Below are 21,040 nucleotides of genomic sequence, written 5' to 3'. Positions count from 1 at the left end.
ATATCGACAGCGTACTTTTAAGTTGCGCAAACCGTGGCGACTTTTTTTCAACAGAATCGGCTGATTTCTCAGGCTGAGGAGCGCTGACGCACGTAACCGCAGGTTTTGCATTCTGATCTGACGATGGGTAGGCAGTTAGGGATTTGCTTACTTCTATTGGAGCTAGACTAAAGGAAGGCGCTGGGTACAAGGACATTGCAGTGATGAGAGACTCGAATAGAATTTTCACAGCAGAGCGAGAGATGCTGATTCGTGGTCAGAAACATATCCTCGAATCCGGCTTCTTCCTCGATGTTCGTGAGCTTGCTGAGCGATTCTGCGTTCAAGCCGAGTGGCTCGCGCCGGCGCTATCGGTATGGGTCGGAGAGAGCAGGATTTTTAAGATCGAGTACGACGGCTGCAGCTTGTTTCCCAGCTACGCATTCTCGACTAAGGCAAGCATCACCCCTCAAGCGGGGTTGCAAGAAGTAGTTACCATCCTTTCTCAAATGAAAGGGGGATGGGCAATGGCATTCTGGTTTATTTCCCCGAACAGCTTTCTAGGCGGTAGACGGCCCCAGGATCTTCTCGCGCAGATGCCACATCAGGTCGTTCTGGCCGCGCAGGATGAGGTCGAGGGAAATACCCACGGCTGATCAGGATGATTCGCCAAGTCGGTAGGCATGGTAGACATCCTCAAATGACCGAGGCATGCTCGCTTACTCCTTGATCAGTCGAGCTCAGGCAGGGCGTCCCGTTAACTGGTCACCATGCGTAGTTTTACGTTTAGCTTGCTGTGTCGTGAATCTTGCAAAGATCGGCATGCTTGATCTCGTAAAACTAGTACCGAATGTAGATACCCGGCGGTGCATTTTCAACGAGTACAGGTTGCGGTTGAGGACCTTTTCTCTTTGGCCGCTCAAAGTTACAGCAGGGATAATAAACAGGCCGCCAATCCCACACGCCCCAATTTCGTTTAGCAGGGAAAGGGCAGCTCCAAACCCCCACACCATATTTATAGTTCTCTTCGACGAAATGCGGTGATTCCTGATCCCCTGCTTTATAAGTCGACCACAAAGACTCGATCGGTCGAATTTCGTCCCTGTAAGCTTTCACATCCCAGACGAAGTCAGCAAAACTTTCGTAGGTTTCGACTATAGCTTGAATAATAAGATCAGTGGATTGATCAGGTGGGAGGCTGTTTTCAGACCTACAGTTCTTAACAATTCCCAAGCGCCTCTCAATTTCAGTTCCCCAGTGTCTGTCGGGTTCAGAGTTCCAGATTTTTTGTTCGAATACTGCGTCTTTATGGATTTTTTTTTCATTCAAGACCGCTAGTACCGCCTCCTCAGAAAGGTGATGTGTGAATGACAGAATATCCGTAAAAAGCTGAGCTTTCTTCAACTCAAATGGATCTGTGTTCACAGTCACAGGGCTATCTTTTAAATGTCGGCCCTTACAGGTCCTCCACATCACTCCCAGATCATGACCCCCATGGGAAAACTGCTTGTCACAAGCAGGGCATCGTTTGACTAGCTCTACATTGTGCTCCGCACAGACGTTCAGCTTTAAACAGTGAGCACGCCGCCAGAAAGAAAATCCCAAGCGTTCAATATCTTCTGCGACACAAACAGGACAAAAACCTGATGGATTTCTATTGTAATCATACCAACGTGAATAACTCAGATACTCGCCCCGAGAGTAAGAGACATCTTGAATATTTTTAAAAACTGCCGTTAGAGGATAATTAGTATGCCTATGCAGTATTTTGTTTAAGCCGTGACAGCCAAACCATCCAAGTGTATCGGCAATTTTCAAAACATCTACTCGGGTGGCCCATCTTGGGAACTTGCGAAAAACTTCCTCGGAAGAATGTTTTCCTTTAATTAAAAGAGTTCTTTCAACAAAGGAGCGCAGAGTCTCCTCTGGCTGTATCGCTAGCATCATTTTGGGCTTTCATACCTTGAGCTACGCTCAGAAGAGCGAGTAGCGGAGGAAAGCGTCGCTAGCTACCAAACCGGGGGGTAGGCGCCAGCGACAGACTTTATTCAATTCCGACAGACTTTATTTCGTACTTTCAAAGTTGGTGCCCAACAACATAGTTTGACACACGAACATCAATAAAATCAGTCATTTATAGGACCTTCAGCGCTCCCCAGATGACAACATAACTTGACACAACCCATGGTGATATTCGAATGACGGGATGAGTTTATAACAACATAGATTGACACTACCCGCAGGAGCCAATTTAAAGTCGAGACTGGTGCCGAACAAAATATTTTGACACCAGCGGCTCATTGAATTCAGGGGTAAGCGGCTTAACGGAGCACGCTAGCTGAATGAATAGTTGCGGTCGCGTACCCGCTTGTGCTGGTTCTACTTAGCTGCCGTTGGATCAAAATGACATGCCCTCAGCTACCTGAATCAGCATTTCTTCGACCCGATGTGTGCCGTGGGTTGTAGTCAGCATTGCAGTTGGACTTTTGCCCGAAAAACGGGATTTGGGTTTGGAAAGCCATTGTTTGGCCCTTCCCGCATCCCCGAAGATCACCTCGGCCATGGCGGTAATGTGTGCAAAGCGGAACAGTCGATCGCTCTCATCCACCGTTAAGAGCTGATTGCTGGCCAATTTTGTTTTGAGTGTTTTGAGTGGAATGATTCTGTCGCGTTCTTCCGGACTTATGGTTCCAACGTCGCAAAGCGACATGATCATGCTGGCCGAGAAGCCAGCTACGATCATGTCGTGAATGTCCTGATCAGAGGCGTTTGAGGGGATATTTAGAGACGCCTCCAGCCGGATGCGGTAGGCATGATAAGCATCATCACGCAGGACTCCAGCAAACACGGGCTGCACTGATGTTGTGCCATGCGTAGGCTTCAGCACTATTGTGCCATTCACTACCGTAATCGTCAGATCGTCCCCAACACCTACCCCCATTTTGACAAGCAATTCTGGAGGTAAATCAACGATGACATCGCCGCTACCGTCCTCAGTATTCTGGCATTTGACTATCCAACGCTCGCTTTCACTCATGATCGTCCGGCTCTCATTTCGTCATTAGAGAAGACACGTCATTATGCTCGCGCGCAGAGCTGATCTCGTCATTGGATAACCGTGCATAGAGGCAATTCTTGCTGGTTATTGCGACGAGCGGCTGCGCCCTCCGGCGCATCGGCAAAGATGCCAGCGAAAGCTCGACTGCACGCCCGCCGTTTTCACTTTCGAGTGCTACATCGGACGGTAATGGGTCTGCGACAGCCATCGGTATAGTCAGAAAGAGACTCGCCGAAGGGAAGGAAATCAGTCGTAACGCGAGTTGGTGACTTTCCATTGGCTGGAATCACCATCCAACCTAGTCCGAACCTCGACTGCTAGCGACTCAAAACCGCTGTAGACGAAAGGCCGTAATCGGCTAAGCAGCCAGTCAAGTACATCACAGGTGTACCGTTTTTTCTGACCTGCGGATTTAGTGATAATGACCGGCACGACAACGCATGCCGGCCAACTTCACTACTGCTGTTTCACTTTTTAATAGACACAATAGTGGCTTTGCCGCCCTCTAGCCGAAAGGAAAACGATACGCGGTCTCCGATCGACAGCCCTGTCAGTTGATCTTCCGTAACGGAAAAAGCCATGGTCATTGGCGGCCATTGCACAGCTGGAACAGCGCCGTGAGCGATGGTCGCCGTATGCTTCACAGTATCGATAGCCTTGATCGTTCCGTCGGCGGTGGCGACTGGAGCCTGCGTTGTTTCCTGCTTCATCTGCATGCCCTCCATACCGTCCATTTTCATGCCCGGCATATCCTCTGCCAGGGCAGAAAGAGACAGCGCAAATACGGTGCTTGCAACTGCAATCAGGGTCAGTTTCATAGGACGTTTCCTTGAGAGTTAATGGGTTCAACTGAGAGGTGCCGGCGACGCATCAGGCGATAGGCCGCCGGAATGACAAACAGGGAAAGCAAGGGTGCCGTGACCATGCCGCCGACCATGGGTGCAGCAATTCGGCTCATCACCTCGCTGCCGGTCCCGCTGCCCAGCAAAATGGGTAACAAGCCAGCAATGATGACGGCCACGGTCATGGCCTTGGGTCGAACACGCTGCACGGCGCCTTCACGAATCGCCGCCACCAGACCGCGCTCAGTGCGGTCGCCGAGGTCTTCACGTTCGGCCCAGGCGTTCTTCAGGTAGAGCAGCATGATCACGCCGAACTCGGCGGAAACACCGGCCAAGGCGATAAAGCCGACCCCGGTGGCGACTGACAAATTGAACCCCAACAGATAGAGGAACCATGCCCCGCCAGTCAGCGCGAATGGCAGTGTGGCCATGATCAGCAAGGCCTCATCGAAGCGGGCGAAGGTCAGGTAGAGCAACACGAAGATGATCAACAGAGTGGCAGGCACCACCAGTTTGAGTCGTGCGTTGGCCCGTTCCAAAAATTCGAACTGCCCCGAGTAACTCAGGCTCATGCCGGGCTGCAACTTGACCTGTTCACTGACGACCCGACGCAGGTCGGCGACTACCGAGGCAATGTCCCTCCCCCGCACATCGATGTATACCCAACCAGAGGGTCGTGCGTTCTCGCTCTTGAGCATCGGTGGACCGTCGCTGACCTTGACCTTCGCTACGGTGCCGAGGGTGATCTGGCTACCGAGCGGGGTATAGATCGGCAATTGCTCCAAGGCACCGAGCGAGTCACGCCACTCCCGTGGGTAACGCACGTTGATCGGGAAGCGTGCGAGCCCTTCAATGGTCTCCCCGACATTTTCACCGCCGATAGCACCGGCCACGATGGATTGCACATCGGCGATATTCAGTCCGTAGCGGGCGGCGGCTTTGCGGTCGATATCCACATCGATATAGCGACCACCGGTTAGTCGCTCGGCCAGAGCCGAACTGACACCGGGTACACCCTTGGCCACTCGCTCGACGGCCTGAGTCGCGGCATCGATCTCCGTCAGGTTGGTGCCGGTAACTTTCACTCCGATGGGACTCTTGATCCCCGTAGCCAGCATGTCGATACGGTTACGAATCGGCGGTATCCAGATATTTGTCAGCCCTGGGACTCGTACCGCTCGATCCAGTTCTTCCACCAACTTTTCCTGGGTCATGCCTGGACGCCATTGCTCACGTGGTTTGAACTGGATGGTGGTTTCGAACATCTCCAGCGGTGCCGGGTCGGTGGCGGTTTCAGCGCGCCCCGCTTTACCGAAGACATGTTCGACCTCTGGAACGGTTTTGATCAGACGGTCGGTCTGTTGCAGCAATTGCGCTGCTTTCTGCGCCGACAATCCCGGCAGAGCCGAAGGCATATAGAGCAGATCGCCCTCGTCCAGTGGCGGAAGAAACTCACCACCTAAACGCGACATTGGCCATAGCGCACTGACAAAAACCAATAGCGCCACCAGCAACGTGATCTTTGGTCGCCGCAAGACCGCGTCCAGAGCCGGCTGGTAGATCCGGATCAACCAGCGGTTCAACGGGTTCTGATGTTCACTGGGAATTCGTCCTCGAATCCAGTAGCCCATCAGCACCGGCACCAAGGTCACTGACAATCCCGCCGCTGCGGCCATGGCGTAAGTCTTGGTGAAAGCCAAAGGGCCGAATAGCCGGCCCTCTTGCGCTTGCAGGGTGAACACCGGAATGAACGATAGGGTAATGATCAACAAACAGAAGAACAGCGCCGGGCCTACCTCTGCTGCCGCTTCGGTCATTACATGCCAATGACGCTCACCCTTCAGTTCTTCCCCCGGATTGGCCGCGTGCCAGGCCTCAATCTTCTTGTGGGCGTTCTCGATCATCACCACGGCAGCATCGACCATGGCGCCGATGGCGATGGCAATCCCGCCCAAGGACATGATGTTGGCGTTGATCCCTTGATAGCGCATCACGATGAAGGCGATCAGCACCCCCACCGGCAGGGAGATGATTGCCACCAGCGATGAACGCAGGTGCCAGAGGAAGATGCCACAGACCAACGCGACGACGATGAACTCTTCGAGCAGTTTGTGACTGAGATTTTCCACCGCGCGGTCGATCAGCTTGCTGCGGTCGTAGGTGGTGACGATTTCCACTCCGGCCGGCAAACTGCTTTTCAGTTCGTCGAGTTTGGTCTTGACCGCCGCAATGGTTTCGCGAGCGTTCTTGCCGCTGCGCAGAATTACCACGCCGCCAACAGTCTCGCCTTCGCCGTCGAGTTCGGTGATGCCACGCCGCATTTCCGGACCCAACTGGATCGCGGCAACATCGCCAAGGGTCACCGGCACACCGCCCGAACCCAGCTTGAGTGGGATCGCCCGAAAGTCATTGAGCGTCTTCAAGTAGCCGGAGGCCCGCACAATGAACTCGGTCTCTGCCATCTCCAGGACGGCGCCACCGGTTTCCTGATTAGCCTTGCCGATCGCTTCCGTCACCTCGGCCTGGGTGATACCGAGGCTGGCCAATTTGAGCGGATCAAGCTGCACTTGGTACTGCTTGACCATCCCTCCCACCGTAGCCACCTCGGCAACGTTGGGCAGAGTCTTGAGTTCGAACTTGAGGAACCAGTCCTGAAGTGCACGAAGTTGCGCCAGATCGTGTCCGCCACTGCGATCTACCAGCGCATATTGGAAGATCCAGCCAACGCCTGTCGCATCCGGCCCCAACGCTGGTTTGGCGCTGGCCGGCAAGCGACTTTGTATTTGGCTCAGGTACTCCAACACCCGCGAGCGAGCCCAATACAAGTCAGTGCCGTCTTCGAACAGCACGTAAACGAAGCTGTCACCAAAGAAGGAGTAGCCGCGCACGGTCTTGGCGCCAGGCACCGAAAGCATGGTGGTCGCCAATGGATAGGTCACTTGGTTCTCGACGATCTGCGGTGCCTGTCCCGGATACGGGGTGCGGATGATCACCTGAACATCGGAGAGATCAGGTAGCGCATCGATGGGCGTGCTCTGCACCGACCAGATGCCCCAAACCGTGACGAACAGTGTCGCCAGTAGCACCAGGAATCGGTTGGCCACCGACCAACGAATCAGGGCAGCAATCATGGCTGGCCCCCCGATTTGGCCAGGCGCTCGACACGCAAGCCATCGTCGGTCTGGCTCACTGCAATCCGGACCTTGTCGCCCGTTTTGAGGCCCTGCATCAGAGCCGGATTGGCGAGCGGGAAAGTCATCGTCATGCCAGGCATGCCCAGCGTTTTGAAGGGGCCATGGGCGAGTGTGACTTCTTTGTCGTTGATCTCAACGATCTGCCCATCCGCCTCATGAAAACTGGAGGCTGCTGCGTTGGTGGGTGACTGTTCCTCTGAGTTTGCAACGATACCCTTAAGACTGGCCTCCGAGTCGAGCAGGAACTGGCCAGAGGTAACCACCTTCTGGCCCTCTTCCAGACCTTTCAAGATCGCCGTCTTGCCATCGTTTTCCTGCCCGATCAACACTTCAACAGGACGATAGCGGCCAGCGTCTTCAGCGAGCATCACCAGGGCACGTCGACCGGTGCGAATGACGGCCTCGCTCGGCACCCACAACACACTTTGCTCCGTTGAACGATTGAGGCTCACTCGTGCGGTCATACCCGGCCTGAGACGGCCTTCTGGGTTAGGTAACTCGACGCGTACGCGAAGGGTGCGGCTATCCGGATTGGTTTCCGGAAGAATCGCGCTGACGACGCCCTTGAGCACAACCCCAGGGAACGCGGGCAAACGCGCCTCTGCCGCTTGCCCCATGAGGATCGATCCAGATTCAGTCTCCGGAACGGCCAGGGCCAGCCAGACGCTACTCAAACCATTAACGCGTGCCAGTGTCTCGCCGGCGGCCACCGTCATACCCTCGCGCACATTGAGCTCTTGCAGCACACCACTAATAGGGCTGGTGAGGGTCAGGTTTGGTTGGACTTTGCCACTGCGCTCTACTTGAGCAATTGATGCCGCCGGCATCCCGGTGAGCCGCAAGCGCTGGCGAGCCGCTGCCAGCAAGCCCGCATCGCCACTGCGCTTGAGTGCGAGGAACTCTTCCTGAGCGGCAGCCCACTCAGGTACAAGAATATCCGCCAAGGCGGCATTGGCTTTGATCACGTCGCCAGGAGCACGGGCATACACGCGCTCGACGAAACCCACCGTACGGGCTTGAATGACGGCGACGTCCCGCTCGTTGAAGGTCAACACACCGACCACGTCCAGACTCGAAGCAAACACACCTCGACTGACGGTAGCCAGTCGCACACCGAGATTCTGAGTCAGGCTTGGATCAATGCGAACGGCTGCGCTGTCCCCTTTGATGTCGGCGTACTGAGGAACCAACTGCATGTCCATGTAGGGCGACTTACCCGGCTTATCGAACTTTTGCTGCGGGGACATAGGGTCGTACCAATACAGCACTTTGCGTTCGTCCAGAGAGGGGAGGCTCTGCTCCGGGGCTGCACCAGGTACTTCGCTCATTCCCTGCAGAGCGAACCAGTAACCACCGGCGACACCCAATACCAGCGAGAGGCCTACCAACAATGCCCCGTTCCACTTTTTAAGGTTCATTGGCTGGACTCCCCGTAAGCGAAATGCAGACGCGCACTGGTCAGCGCTCGCTGCTCTTCCAGGTCGATCTGTTTGAGGCGGGCTTCGATGAGCTCGCGCCGAGCGGCCACGACGGAGCTCAAATCGCCTTTGCCGGCGCGGTAGCTGGCCATACTGAGCTCGACCTTTTCCTTGGCCAAGGGCAACAGACTGTCCTGGGTTCGATGTACGGCACGATTCAAGCGTTCATAGTCGGCCAGCTCGTCCTCCAGTTGCTGGGTGTGCTCGCGTGAAAGGGCTTCACGCTCAGCCTCAAGCTGGTTGAGTTCAGCGTGCTTGGCCGCAATTTTTGGGTTTTGCCGAGAGTCAGGAAACAGCGGTAGATCCCATGAAAATTGCACGCTGACCATGTCGCCGAACTGTCGGCCGCGATTCTGATAGTCGACTTCCCAGCTCCAATCCGACTGTTTTTCCGCTTCGGCTTCACGGACCTTGGCTTGCGCTTCGCGGGTCATTGGCGCAAACGCTGCCAATTCTGGGTGATGTTGCAGCTTATGAGAGTAGCCAGAGGCTTCGACAGGCCATTCAGGCAAGCTGCCCACAGGTTTGTCATTGGCGGCTGGTCCAATCCAGCGCTTCAGGGCCGCTCGGGCCTGCGCTCTCTGGCGAATCAGATCGTCCTGCTGCTCTTCCAGTTGTGCCGCTTCCTGTTTGGGCGTTACTGCATCAGCAGGTTGAGCGCGGCCGCCGGCAATTTGTGCACGGACGGTATCAGCCAGCAGACGGTTTTCTTTGTAGAAGTCCTGAAAGAGCGCGTCTTTACGCTCAACGGAGTAGCTGTTGATCCAGGCCAACGCCGTGGCCTGACGAACCTTTAGACGTTCGACCCGGCGCTCAGCGGCGGCGCGGTCAATGGCCGCATCAGCGACCTCGATTCGGGCTTTGCGCTTGGCGCTGTTGGGCATCTCCTGACTGACTCCGACCATTCGCATAGTCATGAAGTCCTGGTCGATGCTCCAGCGATCCGGCCCCCCAATGGGGTAGTTCTGTACGCCTAGCAGCAACTTGGGATCGGGTAGTTCACCTGCGGGGATGGCCGCACTACTGGCGGCCTGAATTTTCGCGTCTTGTGCAGTCAGCGACGGCGCATTGTTTTCAGCCAGCTGCAAAGCTTCATCGAGTGTCAATGCGGCAGCGAGACTCGGCAATGCCAGTATGCTTGCCGCCAGGCCGGCCACGAGGGACCACCCTGTGCAAAAGCACTTGGAGTTCATGTTCACGATTCCTGTGATGATCCACTGCGCGCTTCATCAGACATGCACGCAGATATGCCATCCCGCTAACGCGGAATGAGGCTCAGTGTGGTACAGGAATCAAGTGCGTGGCGGTCGCCATACCCCTGACGGGGTTTGTACTGGATGGGAATCTAGGGAGAAGGACAGTATGAGGGGGCTTGATAAGGTGATAGGAGGCTTGATGATCGAGACTTGCAGCATGCCACCCGTCTTGCACTCCTGACCTGGCTTGCAGGGTTTGCCGTGCTCGGTGGGACTCTTCATGTCTTGGCAGCAGTCTTGCCCCATACCGTCCATCATCCCCATGGACTTCATGGGGCAAGGCTCAGTCGGTAGCTGAACACCCGCCATCCCGCTGAGGGGAAGCGCCAAGCTAATCATGAAAATCAGGCAAAACCGAAGATAGCGTTTCATTGGCTGGAGTGTAGCCGGTGAAAATGGAGCTTACAATTCACCCTTTAGTCTCCTTCGTTGGCTGTGACCAACCTCTATTCCGAGCTCATCTCCATTTCCGGACTTAAGGTGCCTAGCCGCTGCAATCGGTGGGTTGATGGCGCCTACAGCAGCGCAAGATCTGGATGCGTTGGTGACCCCGACAATCGCCGTGCTGATGTACGCAATGTTCCTGGCCTTTCTTGAGCTGCGGGATGGCCTTAGCAACAAACGCTTGATGTCGGCTCTGCTCATCGCCAACTTTGTACTGATTCCGATGCTGGTGTTGGGGTTCACCAGAGGTCTTACGGATCACTCGGCAATCCTCGTTGGCACGCTCTTGGTTTTACTGACGCCCTGCATCGACTACGTAGTGGTCTTTACACACACATCCGCAAAGGCGACTCTCGCGGAATCCTTGCGGCGACCCCAATTCTGCTGCTACTTCAGTTTGTACTACTGCCTCTGTATTTGACGTTCATGCTGGGCGGACAGTCTGAGGTTGTGATCTCTATCGGCCCGTTCGTTGAAGCCTTTCTCGTATTGATTGTCGCGCCATTGTTGTTGGCGGTGATTACATCGGCGCTGGCCAAACGGTCGAGAATCGTCGGGGGTCGGAATGCCGCCTGGGCCTGGCTACCTGTCCCTGCAATGGCGGCGGTACTGATCACGGTGGTCGGGTCTCAAATTTCGTCGGTGGCTCGCGACATCGACCGGCTAGCACCGGCCATCCCTGTTTACATCGGCTTTATGCTACCGGCACCTCTGATAGGCGCTTTGGCTTCGAAAGCATTCAAGCTACCGTCGACAACTGCCAGAGCGGTCAACTTCAGCTCATCGACACGTAACTCTTTGGTGGTTCTTCCGCTGGCCCTGGCATTGCCTGAAGAAATTCGAGGGCTTGCTGCCGCTGCGGTGATAACCCAGACGTTGATTGAGTTGATTGGTGAGATGATCTACATACGCGCAATACCGGCACTCGTCTGGCGGAAAAAATCGCAGGCGGTGTCGGTGACCTCACAGGTTTGCGACTCAACTCAAGATGGACCAGTTGCGCGCTGATCACAATCTAGTCAACTACGCACAAGCAATTCAGATTGGTTTGACCGATATTACGTCGAAATACCGAAATTTCTTTTTTTTAGCTTCATTCTTGGCGTCTTGTTCGGCAACAAGCGTGCTCAAGGTATTCGCATCGTAGATAAACACTTCTACATCACCTTCGAACTCCCTCGTAACGTGTAACGTAACCCGAAGCTTCGGGGAGAGAGATTTAGAAAAGGATCTCGGCTTTGGGCTAGGCTCAGCTTTTGATACGACCTCCGATTCAGGCTTTCCCGTGGAAAGCTGTGGTTCCGATTGTTTTGATGAGCCAAACAGGGCCAGGCGCATTTCTTCCTCACTCAGTTCTGCCATCATCTGGAATTCTCTCGTTGCTTAGGAATGAGACATTTTACACAAGGCTGCGCGATTTCAGTCCGATCGACCAGGAACGAACGCCACCTTTGGCATGGTGATCAATAATAATCGTCTGCGGCATGACAATACTGTTTTGGGAACCAATAGAGACGACCTGACTTGCCAATATGTCTCGATGATCGTCCGTTATCGCTGATAACGGCTGCTGGTCCGCGTTAATGATGCATGGAGGTCAAGAAAAGAATTACGACCAAAAGAATGAGACAAACTGAGGCGGCCAAAACAATGACTCTTTCATCCATGGGAAACTCCTAAAATATTCCTGAGAATCTGACCCAACACCAAAAATGTTTCACGGACCTTCAGACTTGAACAGCTTCGTGACTAGCCACGCCACCAAAATTTAGCACCACCCGGCGAGGTGGGAATGATTTTTGATCTTGCCAGGCCGCCGTGCCCGACGGAGTTCGGATCTGCGCCTCCTATTCCAAGGCATGGATGTTGGGTAATCTGCGCCAACGATCCTTATGCCAGTTGGTCGGCTATTCAAATTAAATACCTAAGATCCTGGGGGATCGAGCCGCTCCATTGTGGCTGCACATCAAAGAACATTCTGGCAGTAGGGTCTGTGCAACGTATTGCGTGTGAATGCGATGTTTTGCGCTGCGGGTCATGAGGTGCTCATGGACGAACGTAGCAAACAAGACCTGCACATTGGCTGGTGGATCGCAAGCAAGCCAATTTTATAAAGAGAGCAGATGAACATTACAAAATTGTAATTTTCTAATCATGTCCCCGTTATCTTCAGATTGCAACGATACAGCTCGGCGACGATACGGGAGGCACAACCTGCTTCCCGTAAACAATAATTCCAGCCGAAGAGCTTTCTAGTTCTGCCGAACCTAAGGAGTGATGGATGAATAACAACACAAAATTTTCGATGGCCGCGTTGGCGATCGTTGTCAGTTCTGGCCCTTCCGTGGTATTTGCGGAAGAAAAGGCCGAAGGGTTTATAGAAGGCAGCAGCCTTACGGTTCTTAACCGAAACTACTACTTCAATCGTGATCACCGCAACGGTCAGTCGAGCGCGACAGGCAACGGTTATTCCGAAGCCTGGGCACACGCCATCATTAGTAAATTCGAATCCGGATTTACTCAAGGCACCGTGGGTGTGGGCGTTGACGCGTTCGCCATGATCGGATTAAAACTCGACACGGGTGACGGTCGTAATGGCGGCCGTAGTTCGTTCGATGTACTCCCCGTCAATAGTGAAGGGGAGGCTAGAGACGAATACACCAAAGTTGGTGGCGCGGCAAAAGTTCGCGCCTTTGACACTGTAGTAAAGGTCGGTGACGTATTCCCATCTAACCCAGTTGTTGCCGCCGGTGACTCCAGACTTCTGCCAGAAAGCTTCACTGGTGTAACGGCGACCAACACCAGCTTTGACGGATTGACAGTTCAGGCGGGGCGCCTTCACGCTATGAGCCAGCCAACTTCCAGCAATATGCGCGATAACTTCGCGACATTCTATGCCGGGCCTGTTAACTCGCCGTGGGTCGGTTACTTTGGCGGTGACTACAATCTGAACAAGAACGTGATTGTCAGCCTCTATTCCAGCCGTCTTAAAGACGCTTGGAATCAATATTATGCCGGCACGGGATTGAACTACTCGCTGTCGGATGAACTCTCCGTATTCGGCGGTGTGAACTACTACAAAGCCGTCGACGAAGGCAAAAAACTGCTGGGTGAGTTCAACAACAATATTTGGAGTGCTAAAGTCGGCGTGAAGTATGGCGCACACACTGTCGCACTGTCTCACCAACGAAATAATGGTAACGACGACTTCGACTACCTGCGCCAATCGGATTCCATTTTTCTTGATAACTCAATCCAGTACAGCGATTTCAACTCGCCTAAAGAACGTTCATGGATGGTTCGATACGACTTGGACATGACGACATATGGCGTGCCAGGGTTGTCGTTTATGACACGTTACGGCCGTGGCACCGATGCCGACTACTCGAACGCTAACGCGACCTACATGCGACGCGATGCAGACGGAAATCCGCTGACCGATCAGAAACGCTGGGAGCGCGACATTGAGGTGAAATACGTTGTTCAGACAGGTTCCTTGAAAGACATGTCTTTCCGCCTGCGCCAAGCAAACACTCGTGCAACCGCGTTTGAATCTGACCTGGATGAAGTACGTGTGATTGTTGAGTATCCATTAGCTATCCTGTGATATCCGAACGGGATGACTCGTGCTGCGAGCGTCCCGTCCTCCGAAAAGTTACAGAAATGTCATCTTTCAATCATCTTCACGTTAGGTTACGTTTTTTATACTTATCGTGAGTTGATAGAATTCTAGCTAGCGCATCTGGCTGGGATTCTATAGATAAGTAGCTAGTCTGTGAAAGTCTGAACTCAATGCTGTTCAGTTGTAGTATCCGTTCACCTTTGGAAGCTCCTTTGCTCCTTTGGAAAAGGTGAATTTTTAAGACGTCCTCCGGGACGTCTTTTTTTGGCCTGTCAAAACTTGAGCAAATAAAAAACGCCCGACACCTTTAAATAACGAAGTGGGTCGCGCGTTAATGATTCGTACGATAGCAGCGCAGCTATTAACCGCCTCGTTTACGGCAGTCTCCAGCGACCGTGTAAGTGATCGTATTTAGCTGTCCTTCGGAATCTTCATAAGTCATTGCGGCGGGTACTACTGCGCAGACTTTCGCAGGGCGCACCACACTGATCACCTTCACCACATCCACCTTCATCCCGTACTCGTATTGCTTCGGTACAGGAGCGCTCTTTCCTTGGCTGATCGCGTATTGCTCCATAGCTTTAGTGTTGGCAGCCATCATTTTTTCAAAGGCCTTATCTCCTCCTCCCTCTGCAAATACGCTTGAAGAAATAGCTAAAACTCCGACGAAAGCGAAAATGTTCATAAATTTCATATTCTGCACCTCATCTAATAACAGTTACGAGAATATCAATCTAAACATTGCGACGGCGTGGCACGAAAATTACAAGTATGTAATCAAACCATCCAAAAAAACCCGCCACCAGTAACCTGGGACGGGCTTGTTCCAACCTGCGTAACTACATTTACTTTGCCTTCTCATTCTTTTCGTCACTTGACACCACCGGGGCACTCTTCCCTTCTCGGGCTAAATATTTCTCCATTGCCAAGTCTTTCGCCGCCATCATTTTTTCGAAGGTTCTATCTCCGCCACCCTCCGCCAACGCAACCGAAGAAAAGACTAAAGCACCTGCAAGAGCACATATTTGAGTAAGTTTCATTCTGACACCTCATATAGATAACGCTATTAGGGTATCAATCCGAACCTATCACCACGGTGGCGTCGAGATTACAGATTCGTAATTTAACTCGCGTAAAAAAGCCCACTACCGAAACTCGGCAGTGGGCTTTAAAATCAAAGGACTATACGGCTGCTGTTTTGTCTTCCTCGGCTTCATCCTCATCTCGACGGTGCGCCCAGTGATACAGCGCAGGCAGTATCAGCAGGGTCAACGCAGTTGAAGATAGGATGCCGCCGATCACCACGGTAGCCAGTGGTCGCTGGACCTCTGCTCCGGTACCGGTGGCCAGAGCCATAGGAATAAAGCCAAGGGAGGCCACCAGGGCCGTCATCAACACTGGGCGTAGCCGTGTTAGGGCTCCCTCATTGATTGCAGAGCCCAACGAATGCCCCTCCTCTCGAAGATTGCGGATGAAAGCGATCATCACCAACCCGTTCAGCACCGCTACTCCTGACAAAGCAATAAAACCAACACCCGCCGAGATCGACAGCGGAATATCACGTAGCCACAAAGCCATGACCCCACCTGTCAACGCGAATGGAATCCCGGTGAACACCAACAGGCCGTCCTTGAGATTGTTGAACATCATGAACAGTAGGGCGAATACCAGGAGCAAGGCTACCGGGACGACAATCTGTAAGCGTTTGGCGGCTGATTGGAGTTGCTCGAACTGCCCACCCCAGTTTATCCAATAGCCGGCCGGGATTTGCACCTGCTGATCAATGGCGGTGCTGGCTTCCTGTACAAATGAGCCAATATCCCGTCCACGCACGTTAGCGCTCACAATCACCAGACGCTTACCGTTTTCACGACTGACCTGGTTCGGCCCCAGCACCAGATCCAGGGTCGCCACCTCTGAGAGGGCAATGAAAGCGATCTGATCGGCGTTGCCGTTAAGCAGCGCCGGCACCGGAATCAGCAGCGTGGCCAATTCCTCGAGGTCCTTGCGCATGGCGTCGGATAAACGCACTACCATGTCGAAGCGGCGGTCTCCTTCATACATGGTACCGGCCTGGCGGCCACCAACCGCCACCGCAATGGTGTCTTGTACGTCGCCAACGTTTAGACCGTAACGCGCGGCTTTGTCACGGTCGATGTTAATGGTCAGCACCGGCAGCCCCGTCGTCTGCTCGACTTTGACCTCGGAAGCACCATCGACTTTCTGCATGGACGCCGCAATTTTCGCGGCAGTGCTGTTCAGCACAGCCATGTCATCACCGAATACCTTGACTGCCACATCACTGCGCACGCCTGATATCAGCTCGTTGAAACGTAACTGAATAGGCTGTGAAAGCTCATAGTTGCTACCGGGCATAGCGGCCGTGGCTTTTTGGATATCGGCTATCAAAGTCTCTCGGGATTTATTAGGATCAGGCCATTGAGCCTTGGGCTTGAGCATCACGTAGCTATCAGAGATGTTGGGCGGCATTGGATCTGAGGCGATCTCTGCGGTACCTGTACGAGCGAATATCCGCTCAACTTCGGGCACCTTTGCCATCACCAGTTTTTCGAGACTCTGCTGCATTTCTACCGATTGTGTCAGGCTGGTACCCGGTACGCGCAATGCTTGCAGGGCAAAATCTCCTTCGCTGAGACTCGGCACAAACTCACTGCCCATTCGACTGGCAACAACGCCGCACACAACGATGACGCCGAGTGCCATGGCGAATGCCAGCGACCGATGCTCCATGACCCAGTCAAGCGCGGGCGCATAGACCCGGCGTGCCCCTCGCATGACCGCGTTCTCCTCTTCCTTCACCTTGCCAGTTACGAACATAGCAATTGCCGCAGGCACAAAGGTAACGGACAGGAGCATGGCACCGAGCAAAGCAATCACGACGGTAAATGCCATGGGGTGGAACATCTTCCCCTCAACGCCGGTCAGGGCAAAAATCGGCAGATAAACGACCATGATGATCAACTGACCAAAAATTAGTGGTCGGCGGGCTTCCTTGGCTGCTGCAAACACTTCGTGAAAGCGTTCGGAGCGGGTGAGGATGCGCCCGTGATGTTGCTGTGCATGGGCCAGACGTCGGATGGCATTTTCGACAATCACCACCGCGCCATCGACAATAATGCCGAAGTCCAGAGCCCCAAGACTCATCAGATTGGCGCTGACCTTGTTGGTGAACATGCCGGTGAATGTGAATAGCATAGCGAGCGGGATCACCATGGCAGTAATCAGCGCGGCGCGAATATTGCCAAGGAACAGAAACAGAATCGCGATCACCAGGATCGCACCTTCAATCAAGTTCTTTTTAACCGTGGCAATCGCCTTGTCCACCAAATTGGTACGGTCATAGACGGTGATCGCCACCACCCCTTTAGGCAACGAACGATTGATCTGCTCCAGCTTGACGGCAACGGCCTGAGACACGGTTCGGCTGTTTTCGCCGATCAGCATGAACACCGTGCCGAGTACAACTTCACGACCGTTTTCCGTAGCCGCGCCAGTGCGCAACTCACGTCCAATATCCACGGTCGCTACGTTTTTTATGCGGATTGGTGTGCCGTCGACATTGGCCATCACAATGTTGGCGATATCGTCGGTAGTCGCCACTTGGCCAGGCGCACGAATAAGCAGTTGTTCACCGTTGTGTTCAATGTAGCCGGCGCCGACGTTGGCGTTGTTTCGTTCCAGCGCTGTCACAAGGTCGGTAAGCGTCAGCTTATAAGCCGCTAAACGTTTCGGATCGGGAGCAATCTGATACTCCTTGGCGAACCCGCCAATGGTGTTGATTTCTGCAACTCCCGGAACGTTGCGCAACTGGGGTTTGATAATCCAGTCCTGAATCACTCTAAGGTCGGTTGGCGTGTAGGGGCTGCCGTCCTCCTTGACGGCACCTTCTTCGGCCTCGACCGTCCAAAGGAAAATCTCACCCAGACCGGTAGAGATCGGCCCCATGACAGCTTCCACACCCTCGGGAAGTTGCTCCTTGGCCACCTGCAAACGCTCGTTGACCAATTGCCGGGCGAAGAATAAGTCGGTGCCTTCTTTGAAGATCACCGTGACTTGCGACAGACCCGAGCGTGAGAGGGAACGTGTCTGTTCCAGAGCCGGCAAACCAGCCATCGCAGTTTCGATGGGGAAAGTGATGCGCTGCTCTGTTTCGAGTGGTGAGAAACCTGCGGCGCCTGTATTGATCTGTACCTGGACGTTGGTGATGTCGGGTACGGCGTCGATCGGCAGCTTCTGATAGCTGGCTATACCGAGGCCGGCCATGAGAAAAACCGCGAGCAGCACGATAATGCGCTGCTCGATGGCAAATTGGATTAGGCGTTCGAACATGAGAACCTTCTCGTGGAAGTGGCGGATCAGTGGGCGTGTGTAGCCGAGGCTTTACCCAGTTCTGATTTCAGAATGAAGCTGCCGGCAGCAGCAACTTGAACACCGGGCTCCAAGCCCCCGGTAATTTCGACGAGACCCGCCGCACGACTACCCACTTCAACCGGCTTCGCCTGAAATCCGTCTTCGGTGCGAACGAAAACGGTTGGCTTGTCCTCGACCGTCTGAACGGCCGTTTCCGGCACTGCGACTCTCGCCTGTCGGGTATCGGTCTCAACCAGCACGGTCACAAATAATCCCGGACGCCAGGCGCCTTGTGGGTTGGCAAGGGTCACGCGGACTGTTGCAGTGCGGGTCTGCTCACCCAGCAAGCTTCCGACGTAAGCCACAGTTCCAGCGACTTCGGCGTTCAACTCCGGAGCACTGACCGTGACTGCCTTGCCCACCAGCACCTTGTTCAAATCCTTAGGGGAAACGCCGAAAGTTACCCATACACGCGACAAGTCTGAGAGGGTGAAGGCATTGGTGGTTTCGCTAACAACCTCACCGATACCCAGATGCTTTTCGACCACGACGCCGTCGAACGGCGCACGTAACTCATATCGATTACCGCCGCTGGCCACCGAGCTACCACTGAGTACACTGATTTTTTGTCGAGCATTACTCATAGCTATTTCGGCTTCTTGCAATGCCTGTCGGGCCTGAAGAAAATCCTGCTCGGCGGAGATTTTGTCCTGCCATAACTGGCGCTCACGCTCGTAGGTGGTGCGCGCTAACTCCAAACGGCGTTGCGCAGCGGCTTGCTCGCTACGCTGGTCAGATATTTGCTGGCTGGCGATCATGGCCAATAGCTGACCTTTTTTTACGGGTTGGCCGAGATTGACATGGACCGACTCGACGACACCGGATACCCGGGGCACCACATGTGCAGTGCGGTCTTCATCGAAGCGGACTTCTCCAGGAAAGGGCAATGTGAGGCTGATGCTCTGTGCCTTCGCTTCGACCAACTGAATACCGGCCGAGTTGATCTGCTCGTCGCTCAGTGTCAGATGACCTTCTTCTGCCTCGCCTTCGGCATGCTCGCCTTCAGCTGACTCCTTTGCAGCACCCTCGTTGCCATGATCGTCGTGATCGCCGTGGCCCTGTTCTTCTTGCGCCTGAGCCCCAGTGGATGGTGCCGAGGAGCTACCCATCCAGAGGGAACCGATTCCAATGCCCACCGTCAGGGTCAGTGCGGTGACAAGGATTAGTTTTTTATCCATGGAGACTCCCTGCGCAGCTCAGTTGGCAGCCACGAAATACCATGGCACTGCAACACTGAGCAGCGGCGAAAAATAAGTTATTTGAAATTCAAGGGGCACGAGTGAGCTGGTCGACATCACCAAAAATTCGCTCGATGCGCACCCAGGCGTCTGTCGCCTCTGCAATGGCTTGGATGTATTGGGTGCGTGCGCTGATCAAGGTGCGCTGAGCATCGAGCACGTCCAGGAAATTGAACTTGCCCATTTCGAAACCCCGCGTAGCGGTGTCAACTGCATTTTGTGCGGCAGGCAGGATGGTCTGATTGAACGAGGCGACTTCAGTGTTTGCCGTCATCCACTGATCCAGAGTGGTTTGAATTTCTGTGCGCAGGCGCAACTCACTGGCATTGCGAAGGTCGCGGGCTTGATCGGTACGGCGGGCAGCTGCCAGTACATTGCCCTGGTTACGGTTGAATAACGGAATAGGCATCGACAGCCCCACGACATTCACCCGCTCGCGTTCTCGTTCATCGTATTGGCTACCGACACTTACGGTGAGGTCAGGAATACGCTGAGCTTTCTCAAGACCGAGAGAGGCTTCCCGTTGATCGATTTGAAGCTTTGCCAACCGTAGCTCTGCGGTCTCGCCGATGCGGTTAATCAACAGCGAGGGTTCCGGCACCTCTGGCATCGATTGGCCGGCATCCCCCACAGACACGAACGCAGGCAATGGTGCTCCCATGACCTGAGCGAGCTGTTGATAGGCACTGGCCTCATCCCGCTCGGCCCGTCTCAACTCTAGGCGCACCTCCGACAACTGGACTTCGGCTCGCGTACCTTCAACAGGCGATGACTTGCCGCTCTTAATACGACCTTGAGCAACACGCAAACCTCGCTCGGCGAGCTCAACCGATTGACGAGCCAAGACCAACCTTTGCTGAGCCGTCGATGATTTGTAAAACGCCTGGATGACATCAGCACGCAAAACATTACGTTTACGCTCCAGTTCAATTCCAGCCGCGTCCTGAGCTCGGCTGGCAACGTCTATCCGGGCTCCACGCTTGCCACCCAGCTCAATCGGCTGGTTGATCATCACCGTCGTAGTCCGTGAATTTCGTCGAGTATCTTCAGCTTCCCAAGACAGCTCGGGGTTAGGAATCAAGCCCGCTTGTTGTCGATCTCCTTGAGCAATACCAATCTCCCACTGTGCTGCAGCCAGATCAGGGTTGTTGGCAAAAGCAGCTTCTAGAGCCTGATCCATCGTGAGCCTTTGAGCGCTTGTCGCGAACAAAGGACTGACCAGAAGTGTAAGGATCGCAATCGCACCTGCTCTTAACATGGCTTTATGCATATTTGGGTGCGTAATAAACTTTCTATACCGAAGCAATTCCATCATTCCTAAAACCCTTAAAACATTTTCCATGAGGCGAAATGTAGTTCTCCCCACCTATCAACAAGGTGACTGAAAAATTACAAATACGTTATCCGGCGGCAAGGCTCTATTTTTTGCATTAGTATGAAGACGACGGGAAACGCTGAGCGCTCTGCAACAAATGGAAATAAACAGAACACGAACAAA

General features: G+C 53.9%; 15 protein-coding genes and 1 pseudogene. 3 read left to right on the top strand and 13 right to left on the bottom strand.

The window, feature by feature from the left end:
• Positions 1 to 242 precede the first annotated feature (242 nt).
• Positions 243 to 635, top strand: coding sequence for a hypothetical protein (locus tag BVK86_RS29980; protein ID WP_075947127.1), 393 nt, complete (start codon positions 243 to 245; stop codon positions 633 to 635).
• A 184-nt stretch (positions 636 to 819) separates the two neighbouring features.
• Here the strand turns inward: BVK86_RS29980 and BVK86_RS14015 are convergent, their stop codons facing one another.
• The 7 genes from BVK86_RS14015 to BVK86_RS30135 form a co-directional block, all read right to left on the bottom strand.
• Positions 820 to 1,926, bottom strand: a complete 1,107-nt coding sequence (locus BVK86_RS14015; protein ID WP_075946988.1) for a TniQ family protein — start codon at positions 1,924 to 1,926, stop codon at positions 820 to 822.
• A gap of 451 nt (positions 1,927 to 2,377) precedes the next feature.
• Positions 2,378 to 3,016, bottom strand: a complete 639-nt coding sequence (locus BVK86_RS14010) for an antitoxin Xre/MbcA/ParS toxin-binding domain-containing protein (RefSeq protein ID WP_083659331.1) — start codon at positions 3,014 to 3,016, stop codon at positions 2,378 to 2,380.
• Between the two features lie 488 nt (positions 3,017 to 3,504).
• Positions 3,505 to 3,855 (bottom strand): copper-binding protein, encoded by a 351-nt coding sequence (locus BVK86_RS14005; protein ID WP_075946987.1) that lies wholly within the window; start codon positions 3,853 to 3,855, stop codon positions 3,505 to 3,507.
• A complete protein-coding gene (locus BVK86_RS14000) occupies positions 3,852 to 7,010 on the bottom strand; it encodes an efflux RND transporter permease subunit (RefSeq protein WP_075946986.1) in 3,159 nt (1,052 codons plus the stop codon). The genes BVK86_RS14005 and BVK86_RS14000 overlap by 4 nt, the downstream gene beginning before the upstream one ends.
• Positions 7,007 to 8,491, bottom strand: a complete 1,485-nt coding sequence (locus BVK86_RS13995) for an efflux RND transporter periplasmic adaptor subunit (RefSeq protein WP_075946985.1) — start codon at positions 8,489 to 8,491, stop codon at positions 7,007 to 7,009. Before BVK86_RS13995 ends, BVK86_RS14000 begins: the two co-directional genes overlap by 4 nt.
• Complete coding sequence (locus tag BVK86_RS13990; protein WP_075946984.1) at positions 8,488 to 9,744, bottom strand: TolC family protein; 1,257 nt, start codon at positions 9,742 to 9,744, stop codon at positions 8,488 to 8,490. Before BVK86_RS13990 ends, BVK86_RS13995 begins: the two co-directional genes overlap by 4 nt.
• 99 nt (positions 9,745 to 9,843) lie before the next feature.
• Positions 9,844 to 10,179 carry a hypothetical protein gene (locus tag BVK86_RS30135; RefSeq protein WP_075946983.1) on the bottom strand — a complete coding sequence of 112 codons (336 nt, stop codon included), beginning with the start codon at positions 10,177 to 10,179 and terminating at the stop codon, positions 9,844 to 9,846.
• Between the two features lie 76 nt (positions 10,180 to 10,255).
• On the opposite strand from BVK86_RS30135, the pseudogene BVK86_RS13980 reads away from it, so the two are divergent.
• Positions 10,256 to 11,259, top strand: a pseudogene (locus BVK86_RS13980) (arsenic resistance protein).
• 30 nt (positions 11,260 to 11,289) lie between these two features.
• Here the strand turns inward: BVK86_RS13980 and BVK86_RS13975 are convergent.
• Positions 11,290 to 11,616 carry a hypothetical protein gene (locus BVK86_RS13975; RefSeq protein WP_075946982.1) on the bottom strand — a complete coding sequence of 109 codons (327 nt, stop codon included), beginning with the start codon at positions 11,614 to 11,616 and terminating at the stop codon, positions 11,290 to 11,292.
• 916 nt (positions 11,617 to 12,532) lie between these two features.
• On the opposite strand from BVK86_RS13975, the gene BVK86_RS13970 reads away from it, so the two are divergent.
• The gene (locus tag BVK86_RS13970; protein ID WP_075946981.1) at positions 12,533 to 13,858 is read left to right on the top strand and encodes an OprD family porin; all 1,326 of its coding nucleotides are present in this window, start codon (positions 12,533 to 12,535) and stop codon (positions 13,856 to 13,858) included.
• 376 nt (positions 13,859 to 14,234) lie between these two features.
• Here BVK86_RS13970 and BVK86_RS13965 read toward each other — a convergent pair whose 3' ends face one another.
• From BVK86_RS13965 to BVK86_RS13945, 5 genes are all read right to left on the bottom strand, one after another.
• Entirely contained in the window at positions 14,235 to 14,567 is a 333-nt protein-coding gene (locus BVK86_RS13965; RefSeq protein ID WP_075946980.1) for a DUF2790 domain-containing protein, read from the bottom strand.
• A 151-nt stretch (positions 14,568 to 14,718) separates the two neighbouring features.
• Complete coding sequence (locus BVK86_RS13960; protein WP_075946979.1) at positions 14,719 to 14,913, bottom strand: co-regulatory protein PtrA N-terminal domain-containing protein; 195 nt, start codon at positions 14,911 to 14,913, stop codon at positions 14,719 to 14,721.
• A 142-nt stretch (positions 14,914 to 15,055) separates the two neighbouring features.
• Complete coding sequence (locus BVK86_RS13955; protein WP_075946978.1) at positions 15,056 to 18,223, bottom strand: CusA/CzcA family heavy metal efflux RND transporter; 3,168 nt, start codon at positions 18,221 to 18,223, stop codon at positions 15,056 to 15,058.
• 26 nt (positions 18,224 to 18,249) lie between these two features.
• Entirely contained in the window at positions 18,250 to 19,482 is a 1,233-nt protein-coding gene (locus BVK86_RS13950) for an efflux RND transporter periplasmic adaptor subunit (protein ID WP_075946977.1), read from the bottom strand.
• An 88-nt stretch (positions 19,483 to 19,570) separates the two neighbouring features.
• Complete coding sequence (locus BVK86_RS13945) at positions 19,571 to 20,800, bottom strand: TolC family protein (RefSeq protein ID WP_408002984.1); 1,230 nt, start codon at positions 20,798 to 20,800, stop codon at positions 19,571 to 19,573.
• Positions 20,801 to 21,040 lie beyond the last annotated feature (240 nt).

The sequence above is a fragment of the Pseudomonas reinekei genome, assembly GCF_001945365.1.
In the GTDB taxonomy this organism is placed as follows: Bacteria; Pseudomonadota; Gammaproteobacteria; order Pseudomonadales; family Pseudomonadaceae; genus Aquipseudomonas; species Aquipseudomonas reinekei.
This window is presented reverse-complemented; position numbering and strand designations above follow the sequence as displayed.